11 protein-coding genes are annotated in these 10,218 nt (G+C 74.3%); 1 reads left to right on the top strand and 10 read right to left on the bottom strand.

Annotation, left to right across the window (positions count from 1 at the left end):
- The first annotated feature begins 149 nt into the window (after positions 1 to 149).
- Positions 150 to 1,274 carry a DUF6807 domain-containing protein gene (locus JM949_RS29440; protein ID WP_309232379.1) on the top strand — a complete coding sequence of 375 codons (1,125 nt, stop codon included), beginning with the start codon at positions 150 to 152 and terminating at the stop codon, positions 1,272 to 1,274.
- 1,262 nt (positions 1,275 to 2,536) lie between these two features.
- Here JM949_RS29440 and JM949_RS37955 read toward each other — a convergent pair.
- From JM949_RS37955 to JM949_RS29395, 10 genes are all read right to left on the bottom strand, one after another.
- Positions 2,537 to 3,235, bottom strand: a complete 699-nt coding sequence (locus JM949_RS37955) for a hypothetical protein (RefSeq protein ID WP_238434105.1) — start codon at positions 3,233 to 3,235, stop codon at positions 2,537 to 2,539.
- A 150-nt stretch (positions 3,236 to 3,385) separates the two neighbouring features.
- Positions 3,386 to 4,168 carry a hypothetical protein gene (locus tag JM949_RS29430; RefSeq protein ID WP_203151414.1) on the bottom strand — a complete coding sequence of 261 codons (783 nt, stop codon included), beginning with the start codon at positions 4,166 to 4,168 and terminating at the stop codon, positions 3,386 to 3,388.
- Between the two features lie 31 nt (positions 4,169 to 4,199).
- Complete coding sequence (locus tag JM949_RS29425) at positions 4,200 to 4,661, bottom strand: hypothetical protein (RefSeq protein ID WP_203151413.1); 462 nt, start codon at positions 4,659 to 4,661, stop codon at positions 4,200 to 4,202.
- Positions 4,658 to 5,167 (bottom strand): hypothetical protein, encoded by a 510-nt coding sequence (locus JM949_RS37950; protein WP_238434104.1) that lies wholly within the window; start codon positions 5,165 to 5,167, stop codon positions 4,658 to 4,660. Before JM949_RS37950 ends, JM949_RS29425 begins: the two co-directional genes overlap by 4 nt.
- Positions 5,149 to 5,580, bottom strand: coding sequence for a hypothetical protein (locus tag JM949_RS37945; protein ID WP_238434103.1), 432 nt, complete (start codon positions 5,578 to 5,580; stop codon positions 5,149 to 5,151). Before JM949_RS37945 ends, JM949_RS37950 begins: the two co-directional genes overlap by 19 nt.
- Positions 5,577 to 6,092, bottom strand: coding sequence for a phage tail protein (locus JM949_RS29415; RefSeq protein ID WP_203151412.1), 516 nt, complete (start codon positions 6,090 to 6,092; stop codon positions 5,577 to 5,579). The genes JM949_RS37945 and JM949_RS29415 overlap by 4 nt, the downstream gene beginning before the upstream one ends.
- Complete coding sequence (locus JM949_RS29410) at positions 6,073 to 8,712, bottom strand: putative baseplate assembly protein (protein WP_203151411.1); 2,640 nt, start codon at positions 8,710 to 8,712, stop codon at positions 6,073 to 6,075. The genes JM949_RS29415 and JM949_RS29410 overlap by 20 nt, the downstream gene beginning before the upstream one ends.
- Entirely contained in the window at positions 8,709 to 9,143 is a 435-nt protein-coding gene (locus tag JM949_RS29405) for a GPW/gp25 family protein (protein ID WP_203151410.1), read from the bottom strand. Before JM949_RS29405 ends, JM949_RS29410 begins: the two co-directional genes overlap by 4 nt.
- A complete protein-coding gene (locus tag JM949_RS29400; protein ID WP_203151409.1) occupies positions 9,140 to 9,478 on the bottom strand; it encodes a hypothetical protein in 339 nt (112 codons plus the stop codon). Before JM949_RS29400 ends, JM949_RS29405 begins: the two co-directional genes overlap by 4 nt.
- Positions 9,479 to 9,719: 241 nt before the next feature.
- A partial coding sequence (locus JM949_RS29395) for a phage baseplate assembly protein V (RefSeq protein WP_238434102.1) occupies positions 9,720 to 10,218 on the bottom strand: 499 nt, incomplete at its 5' end.

Raw genomic sequence — 10,218 nt, 5'->3', positions numbered from 1 at the left:
ACCGGGGTGGTCGCGCTGGCCGGGCTGCTCGCCGTCCTGGTCACCCCGGTCGCGGTGCCGATTCTCGCCGGGTACACAGTGGCCGCCCTGCACGCCGTCACCGCCCGCCGGCCGGTTCCGGCCGCCGTCGCCGGCCGCCGGGGGCTGCCGTGAGTGCGGAGCCGGTGCGGTTGACGGCCGGGGTCACGGAGGTGGCCGAGTACGTGCTCGACCCGGCGCTGGAGCCGCGGCACGGACCCCGGCCGTACCTGCACCCGGTACGCACCCTCGGCGGAACGGTGGTCACCGACGCGCTCCCCGCCGACCACGTGTGGCACCTCGGCGCGTCCCTCGCGGTGCAGGACGTCGACGGCAGCAACCTCTGGGGCGGGCGCACCTACGTCCGCGACGCCGGCTACACCTGGCGTGACGACCACGGCGTCATCGCGCACACCGGTGAGGTCGAACGGTCCCCGGGCCGGTACGCACACGACCTCCAGTGGCGCGACCGGGCCGGCGGGGTGCTGCTGACCGAGCGGAGATGGCTCGCCGCGTCGGTGGTCGGGGCGGACGCCTGGCGGCTCGACGTGGAGTCCGTCCTCGTCGCCCCGGACGACCGGGCGGTGCGGCTGGGCAGCCCGGCCACCAACGGCCGCCCGGGCGGGGCCGGCTACGGCGGGTTCTTCTGGCGGGCCGCCGCCGACGGCGAACCGGCGGTGTTCACCGCCGACGCGGCCGGGGAGGAGACGGTCAACGGCAGCGCCGCGCCGTGGCTCGCGCTGACCGGCGTCCGGTCGGGCGGCGGGGCGTACACCCTGGTCTTCGCGGGCCTCGGCCGGAACGACAGGTGGTTCGTGCGGACCGGGATGTATCCGGGGGTCTGTGTGGCGTTCGCCTTCGACCGGCCGGCGGTGGTGCCGGCGGTGGGAGCCGGCACGGCCGGTACCGGGTGTGGGTGGCCGACGGGACGCTCGACCGGGACCGGGTCGAGGCTTTGGTCGCGGCGGTGCGGTGACCGTGCTGGGCGGCCCCGGTCAGCGGGAGCGGTCGGTCAGCTCGCGGACGGCCAGCTGGTAGGCGGCCTGGGTGTGGTACGGCCAGTGTCCCTCGATCGGCGGGGGCACGGTGTCCGCCGCGCCGATGGTCAGGCCGCGGGGGTCACGCAGTCGAGCGTCGACGTCGACGCCGGGCGGTGGGCCGTCCGGGCCGGCAGGGAAGATCGGCCCGCCGATCGGGTCGGTGTCGCGCCACAGGTTGCGCCACCGCCAGTCGATCCGCCCGCCCAGCTCGCGTAGCGTGCCCGGCCCGAGGTACGCCGGGTAGAGCCGCGCGTAGGTGCGTCGCAGCGGTGAGCCGTAGGTCAACAGCGACACCCGGGCCAGCACGGACGGCGGTAGTTGCAGGATGGTGGCGGCGGCGAGCACCGAGCCGTGGCTGTGCCCGGAGATGACCACCGGCCCCCGCGCGGTGAGCCCGGTGACCCGTTTTGCCAGCTCCGGGACAGCGCGGGCGGCGTAGCAGGGCGGCGCGAACGGGTGGACCGTTCGCGGCCAGAACGTGCCGAGGTCCCACAGCACCGCCACCACCCGTCGGGTCTGCGCCGACCGGTACGCCCGGAAACCGAGGATCAGGAGGCAGATCACCAGCAGGCTGATCACCCAGACCCCGGCGTCGGTGACGTAGGCGGCGAGCACGGCGAAGGCACCCCCGTGCCCGCCCAGCCGGGCTGCGAGCTGGGTGGGACCGATCCCGATCACGTCGAAGGCGACGGTGGCCAACCCGAGCGACGCGATCAGCAGGAAGGCGATCAGCACCGGACCCAGCTCCTCGGTGATCCGGGACCGGGCGATGGTCTCCCGGACCAGGCGCAGCCGGTGCGCGTCCCGCACCGGCACGTCCGGGTAGTCCCGTTCGGTGATCCGCGCCGCCAGTCGCCGTCGCCGTCGGCGGGTCAGCAGGAGGGTGGCCGAGGTCACCGCCGCGCCGATCAGCAGCGCGGCGAGCCCGGCGAGGGCCGCCCACCAGTAGGCCACCGGCGGTTCCAGCGGGCCGACGACCGGCGGGTTGGGTCGGATCGGATCGGGGATGTCGCCGTGGTCGAGGGCGTCCGCGACGCGGTAGACCAGGGTCGCGGTGAAGGCGGCGCCGACGCTCACCGCCGCCGCCGCCATGATCGGGGTGCCGAGCCCGCGCAGGATGGGGCGCTCGTCGACGCGGGCGGCGCGCTGCCGGGTGTACGTGACGACGGTGAGCACGACCAGCAGGACGCCCTGGGTGGCGACCACCCCGGCGGCGGCGCCCTCGTATCCGGGCAGTTTGCCCAAACCGACCGGTGCCGGGTCCGCGAGCGTGGCCGTGCCGAGGCAGCACCCGGTCACCACCACGGTGACCGCCCAGAGTGGGCGCAGGAGCCGTCGGGCCCTCGCCGGGCTGTCCGGCACGGGCAGGGCGAGCAGGACCACCTCGACCACGAGCAGCCCGACGGCGATCCCGAACAGCACGCCGTGACCGGGCGCGCCCACCCCACCCGGTGAGATGCCGGCGAGCAGGGCGACGTTCAGCGTCCCGACGCCGAGCACCACGTGCAGCTGGCGCAGCCAACCGGTGGTCTGCTCGTCCTGCCAGAAGTCGGCGTCGGTGAGACTCTCGGTCCGGCCGCCGGACGGCGCGGCGCCGACGACGGGCCGAACCCCTCGAAGGCCCGCGCCGAGCGGGTGCCGATGGCCCAGACGACCCGCAGCGCCAGCAGCGGAACGATCGACAGCAGGGCCAGTCGGGGCCCGGTGGGGAGGGTGTGCAGCCAGGCCAGGTAGGGGCGGCTGGCCCGGCACCCGGGGTACGGCACGCACTGCCAGCCGACCAGGTCCACCGTGACGCCCACCGCCGCCAGCATGAACGTGGCCGTGAGGGTGCCGGCGAGCAACCGGCACAGCGCGCCGAGCAGCCCCCACCGGTCGCGCCCCGGCGGGCGGAGCCAGATCGCCAGGTTGCTCAGCATGAAGGGCAGCAGCAGCAACATCGAGGCCGTCCGGACCGCCGCGCCGGCGGTCAACGAACCCCAGCGGTACGCCTCGACAGCGACTCCGTCGGTGGCCCCGCCGGCGGTGCCGCTGCCCGGCCGCGGCCGGAAGAAGCCGGCGTGCGCGTCCCCGGCGACCCGGACCACGATCGGGTGGTCGAGGATCCGTTCGGCGGTGACCCCGGAGATGCCGTGTACGCGCAGCTCGACGGCGTCGCGCCCCGGCGTCCTGTCCACGCCGTCAGGGTCACAGACAATCCAGCCGGGCGCTGCCGATACCGCAAACGTCGACGTGGGCGTGCGGCCCACCGGTGTCGCCCGCTCTCGCTCGCGTCGATCATGAAGTTGTTGCCGTGACCCGCCGATCGGAGTGCAATAACTTCATGATCAACGGGGTGAGGGGTGGGTGGTGGTGGTGCGGGTCGGGAGGGCGGCGGTGACTCGGATGGCCTTGACGATCGCCGGGATGGAGCCGATCAGCAGCACCAACCCCCAGATGATCGCGATGATCGCGAAGACCAGCGCCGCCACGTCGTCGACGATGCTGACCAGGATCACCGGCACCAGGTTGTGCAGGAACTCCAGCACGACAGTGCAGAGCAGGGTGGTGAGGATCAGCAGGACGAGGCCCTTGTTCTGCAGGAAGCGCGGCTGGGCCAGCACCAGCAGCCCGGCCCACACCAGCTTGAGCAGCAGCACCAGCCCGAGCAGCACCGCCGCCTCGCCGACCGGGAAGAACCCCCACAGCGCCAGGTACGCCAGCGTGCCGAACGGGACGGCCAGGAACAGCGACACCATGATGGACAACTCCACGAACGCGATCACCAGCGCGACCAGCCCGACGATGATCAGAACGATCGAGAAGATCAGGCTGGCGACGCCCTGCACCCGGCCCTGCACGCGTTCGGGCAGCAGTAGACCCAGGCAGAACAGCCCGGTGCTCCAGACCGCCACCGCGTCGATCAACGCCAGGTAGCCGGTGCCCCGGCCGGACGGCTCGCTGACCCCTGACACATCGCCGATCTCCACGTCCAGCGCGCCGGCGCTGTCCGCCAGCGCCGCACCGGCGTCGGCGCCGCCGAGCAGCAGCCCAGCACCCAGCTCCACCCCGATCGCCAGGACGATGGCCAGCATGGCCAGCAGCAGGAACGGCTTACGCAGGTCGCCCACGGCGGCACCCTCCACTGAGTTGTCGGTCGGGTCAGGACGGCGCGACGGTGACCGTGCAGCCGCCCAGACCCGGGCAGGTCAGGCGCACCTCGGTGGCCCGGTCGACGGCGACCTTCGCCACCGCGCCGCTGCCGTCCGACGCCGGCTCCACCTCGTCCCGGATGGTCAGGTCGGCGTCGCCGGGTGCCGGCGCGGTGACGGTGAACCGCGCCGCGCTGCGCAGCGCCAGGGTGCGCAGCGCACCGGGGTCGGCCACCCGCAGCACGCAACTGCCGGTGAAGACCAGCCGACCGGGCTCCTCGACGCAGTCGGCGCTGACCGTGGCCGGGTCCACCGCGGCGCGTTCGCCGCCCAGCGCGGCCAACCGGTCCACCAGTCGGTGCCGGCCTGCCGGATCACCCTGGTCGCCGCGGCCGACGCCGACGGCGACCACGAACAACGCCACCAGCAGGACGGCGAGCACGCCCAGCAGTGCCTTCTGTCGCCCACTCATCGCGCGGCGGCCGGTGACCCGACCTCGCTGAACCGGAGCAGGTCCACGCCGGCGAAGTAGCCGATGGTGCCCTGCGTCTTGCCGACCACCAGCAGCGTGACCTGGTGTGCGCCCCTGGTCAGCCGGACCGTGCCGACGTCCAGCAACTCCGTCCTGCGCACCTCGGGGGTGAAGCCGAGGAACGTGCCGCCGACCTGGGTGCCGTCGATGGTGAAAACGGTGTTGGCGTAGTCAGGGGCGGTGGTGCGCACCGCGGCGAAGCGCCAGGTGCCGTCGGCCGGAATCTGCACCGTCATCATGACCCGGTCGCCGATCGCCAACCCCTGGAAGAACAGCTGGTTGTCCCCGGACCAGGTCACCGCACAGCAGTTCGGCTGGACCTCCACCGTCGCCTTGCTCTTCTTCGGCGACTCCACCGTCGCGCCGTCGACCAGGCTCTCCGCCTCGACGGTGACCACCCGCGGCTCGGCCGGGCCGGAGTCGCGGGTCAGCAGGACGACCCCCACGGCCACCACCACCAGCACCAACGCCGCCGCGGCGGCGATCCAGGGCCACGGGGTACGCCGCGGCGCGCGACCGCCCGCACCTCGTAGGTGACCCGGCCGCTGGAGCGGGAGCTCTCCTCCGGCGCGGTGTTCGCCGAGTACGCGAACCCGGTCATGTCGTAGCGCCGGGCCGCCGTGCCCGCCGGCACGGTGAGCTTGACCAGGAACGACACCGAGCCCTGGCCGGGAACCACCCGCTGGGGCTCGGCGACGGTGAACCACGCCCGCTGGGAGCCGTCGCCCGGCGCGACGTCGAACACCACGGTGTCCGGCGCGTTGCCCGGGTTGGAGACGGTGAAGGTCAACTCGCCGCTGTTGCGCGGGTCGACTGTGAACTGCTCGGCGGCGGCGACGACCGCCCACTCGGTGGTCATGACGACTCCTCTTCCAGGACGATCTCGACGGTGGTCGAGGCGGGTTTCTCCGCCTCGACGATGCGGGTGATCACGGCGAGCTGGTCGGCGGCGGCGACCGGCACCCGCACCACGACGTGAAAGGGCTGCTCGGCCGGCTCGTCGATCGCGAAGCCGGTCAACCCGGTGGCCAGTTCGAGTGCTCTTCGCATCCCGTACGGGGTGCCGCGCCAACGGGCCAGCAGCGCGGCGTTGGCGACCAGGTCGCGCAGCCGACCCACCGGCAGTGGCAGTGGGGCGTCCGGCCGGGGCGAGGCCACCACGTGGTCCATCGCCACCCAGCCGGTCAGCCGCACCACCAACCCGTCCGGTGCCCGGTACGGGTCGAACAGGGCGTCCACCTCGGCGAGAACCGCCTCGTCGGGGGCGTGCAGCCCCTCCATCACGTCCAGTAGCGCCCAGAGCACGCTGCCCGGGACGCAGGCCCGCTGGTAGGCGGCGGGCAGCAGCCGTTCAATCGCCGAACGCCGCATCCTGGCGCACCACCTCGATGTCGTGCTCGCCGGAGCAGAGCAGCCAGGTGTCCGGGACGGTCACCACGTCGGCGGTGGCCTGGTTGGCGCTGGGCGTCCAGTCCACGGCGTCGGCGCTGCGGTGCACACCGCGCTCGCCGCCGGCCAGGATCAGCCGCTGCACCGCGCCGGAGCCGGTCGCGCCCCCGCTCCCGGCCGCCGGGGCGCTGACCGCGATGGCGTCGACAGGCACGAACCGGGTCCGGTCCCGCAGCGGCAACCCGCAGTTGACCGAGACCGGTTGCCACTGCGGCTGGGCGGCCAGGGTGTCCAGCCGCAGCACCCCGCCGCTCTGGGTGGCCGCCAGCGCCTGCTGGCCGGAGAACGCCAGCCCCCGGCAGGTGCCGCCGATCCACCCGGCCTGCACCGACTGCCACTTCACGTCGGACTCGAACAGTCGGGTGCGGTGGCAGCCCTGGCCGGGCTTCTTCGGGTCCGGTTCGCCGGCGCCGCTCCACAGCAGGGTGGCCGGGCCGTCGTACTGCACGGCGAGGACCCGGTTGTCGACGTTGGCGAGACCGATGTGGGTGAAACTGCCGGGTCGGCCACCGGCGGTCGACAGGTACACCCCGAAGCCGGCCTGCGCGGCCACCGCCACGCCCGGCGCGCCACGCTCGTTGACGAACGCGCGTACCGCGTAGAAGCCCCGGTCGGCGTCGGACGGGTCGACCAGGATCTGCAACGGCACCGCCCCGGCCAGCAGCGACACCTCGTACAGGCCGGTGTCGGTGGCCACCAGCAACGCGCCCGCGCCGTCGCGGTCCAGCCAGGCCACGTCGGAGATCCGCGAATCCAGGTCGGTGAGCAGGGACCACGTCTCGCCCAGGTCGGTGCTCAGGTGCACCCGGGAACCCCCCGAGGCGCGCAGCGTGACCACGGCCACCGAGCCGGGACGCGCCACGATGCCGGGCCGCACCGACGCGGGCGCGGGCGCCACCCGCAGCACCGTCTCGTCATCGAAGCGGCCGGCCGGCTCCCAACCCGCGCCGCCGTTGCTGGACCGGAACACCACCGGGCCGCGCCCGGCGTACCAGGTGCGCGGCTGGTACTGGTCGACGGCGAGCGCCCGGACGTCGGCGTCGGGGGCCTCGTCGACCACGAACCGCACCGACTCGACGTAGCGCACCCCCGGCTCGGCGTGCTCCAACAGCCGGTACACGTTGGACGCCCGCAGCGGCTCGCCGAACGGCCAGCCGGTCGGGTTGAGCGCGGTGGGCAGCGGGCTCAGCGTCTGGTGCAGCCGGTCGTGGATCCGACGCCGGACCGCGTCCACGTCCTCCTCGCGCCGGACCACCACCCGGGCCCGTACCGACACCGCCTTGAACCGGGCCCAGGTGGCCCGCGACCGGATGCCGACCATCCGGCGCTCCTCCAGGTCCGCCTCGACCCGCCGCCTCGCCTCGGGCACCTCGTGCTCGCGCAGCACCGCCACCGGCAGCCGACCGCCCGGACGGGCCGACTCCGGCACGTACGGCACCAGCACCACCTCGACCTCGCCCGGACGGGCGAAGCTGTACACCGCCGCACGGGTGAACGCGCGGGCCCGCGCCACCGCCCCGGAGCTGGTCGCGAGGACCTCGAAGTCGCGGGCGGTGACCGCCCGCTGCTGGGCGAAGAACTCGTACGGGCCGCGCAGCAGCACCGACTCCAGCGCCTCCATCCCCCGACCGCCGGCCGCCGGGGCGGGGTTGTCGACGCGGACCCCGGACAGCGGGTCGCGCAGGCTGGTCAGGGCGCCCGCCGCCACGTTGCCGGTGGGCCCGCCGCCGGATCGGTACCAGAGCCGGATCTGCCGCCCGGGTGGCGGCACGGCCGCCACCGTCACCGGCGCGGGCTCGCCGTCCCGGGCCGCCCCGGCGGGCGGTCGCAGGTCCAGGGCCGGGGCGAAGGTGACGGTGCCCGAGCAGCGGTCGACCAGGTACGCCTTGGCCTGCGGGCCGAGCCCGGCGAAGCTCTCCACCGGCTGCCAGATCTCGAACGTGCGGCCGTCGTGCTCGCGGGCCGCCGCGCCCAGCTCGACGGTGCCGGCCGGCACCTCCACCCCGAGCAGCAGGTCCAGCGCCTCGGCGGTGTGCGCCAGCGGCGCGTGGGCCGCCCGCAGCACCTGCCCCGGCTGGCCGGTGCCGACGCCGAGCAGCTCCGCCTCGACCGGTTCGCAGTGGTGCATGCGTACCGTCACCGACGTCTCGCCGGCCGGCAGCGACGCCGGCTCGGTGGTGACGAAGACGACCGGCCGGGGGTCCGCCCCCCGGGCCGCCGCGACCCGCAGCCCGGCCGGGATCCGGATCGCGACCCGGTCGGTGCCGGTGCGGGTGAACCGGACGTCCGCCCAGGCGGCGGTGGGTGCGTGCCGGGTGGCCCCGAGCAGGTTCAGAAACGACACGTACGCCTTCTCCGGCAACTGGTTCAGCCGGTAGATCATCACCTCGGTCAGGTGCGCGAACGTCTCCACCAGCGCGATGCCGGGGTCGTGCGCCGACAGGTCGGTCCACGCCGGGCAGGACTGCCGGATCCGGTCCCGGGCCTCGGTGACCAGGTCGAGAAAGCCGCGGTCGTCCAGGTGCGGCACGGGCAGGGTCATGACTGTCCTTCCTGGGCGGGCTCGTCGGCGGGGAGCAGGTCGACGGAGAAGACCAGCTGCCCGGGGGTCAGGCTGGCCCGCACCCGGTAGTCCAGCCGGATCACCAGCCGCCACGCGTCGTCCGGGTCCGGCCCGGCGTCCACGTCGATCACCTCGACCCGGGGCTCCCAGCGGGCGATGGCCTGCCGGACGTAGTGGATGGCCAGGCCGGCGGTGGTGTCGTCGTTGGGCGCGAAGACCAGCCGGTGCAGTCGGGAGCCGTACCCGGGTCGCATCAGCCGCTCGCCCGGCGTGGTCGACAGGAGCAGGAACAGCGCCTGGCGTACGCTCTCGTCGCCCTCGGTCATGGCCAGGCCGCCGGCCGCGGTGAGCGCCAACCCGCCGGTACGACCGGCGTCGAAGCCGGCGCCGACGAAGCGGAACGCCCTCATCGGTCCGCCCCCAGGAACCCCTGCCCGGGGTCGCGCACCAGGTGCTTGACCAGGCCCGGCGGTGTGCCGTTGGTGAACCCCTCCAGATGCGACAGCACCACCCGGTGCCCGTCGACCCGGACCCAGTCGCTGTAGCCGACCCGGACGGTCAGGGTCTTGGTGCACGGCTTGATGGTCGGGCCGTAGTTCGGACAGGCGACGATCCTGCGGCCCTCCGGGTCGTCGTCGACGAGCACCGGCACGCCGGTGACGGTCACCCACTGCTGCGCGGGTCGGTTCTCGACCCGGCCGTCGTGATCGCAGGTGATCACGGAGTCACGGTGGATCCAGCGCATCAGCCGCCTCCTTGGTGGTGGGCGCGGGCGAGCTAACGGGCCTGCTCCGCCGCGGTGTTCGGGTCTTCGGTCGACTCGGCGTGCAGGAAGTCCACGCTGCGGGCGCGCACCACCATGGCCCGGCCGGGCGCGGAGAGCACCAGGTCCGACGCCGCGTGCAGGGTGGCCAGGTCGGGGGTCAGCTCCAGGAAACTGCCACCCTCGGTGGCCAGCCGCAGGCTGCGCCGGACGTCGTCGACGACTATGGACTGCCGCCGGCGGTGCGCATCGTCCAGCGGCGGGCCTTCCCGTCGTCGATGCCCGCGTCGTACGGCTCGACGGCCCCGAACAGCGAACCGAGCACGATGCCCGCGGCCGGCTCGCCACCGGGCAGCACCACCAGCACGGTGTCGTCCGGGTCGGGGAGCGCCACCAGACCCTTGCCCCGCCCCGCGCCGGGGCAGAGCACGGCGAGCCAACCGGCGTCCAGGTCCCCGTACGCCGGCAGGGTCAGCCGCACCCGGCCCAGCCCGTCCGGGTCGGCGACGTCGGTGACGGTGCCGAGGGTGACCACCACGCCGCCGGTCGGCGGGGCGGCGGTGCGCGGCGGCACCGTGGAGAAGTGGGTCAGGTGCCCGTTGCCGTCCACCGTGTGCACCACCTCGGTCAGCACGTACGCGCCGGAGACCGGGTCGGGCACCCCGCCGAGGTCGATCCGCCGGCCCGGCCGCAGCGCCGGGTCACCCTCGGCCACCCCCTCG

This window comes from Micromonospora tarensis, from assembly GCF_016803395.1.
GTDB lineage: Bacteria > Actinomycetota > Actinomycetes > Mycobacteriales > Micromonosporaceae > Micromonospora > Micromonospora tarensis.
The sequence above is the reverse complement of the archived record's forward strand: the minus strand, read 5'-3'. Positions and strand labels throughout refer to the sequence as shown.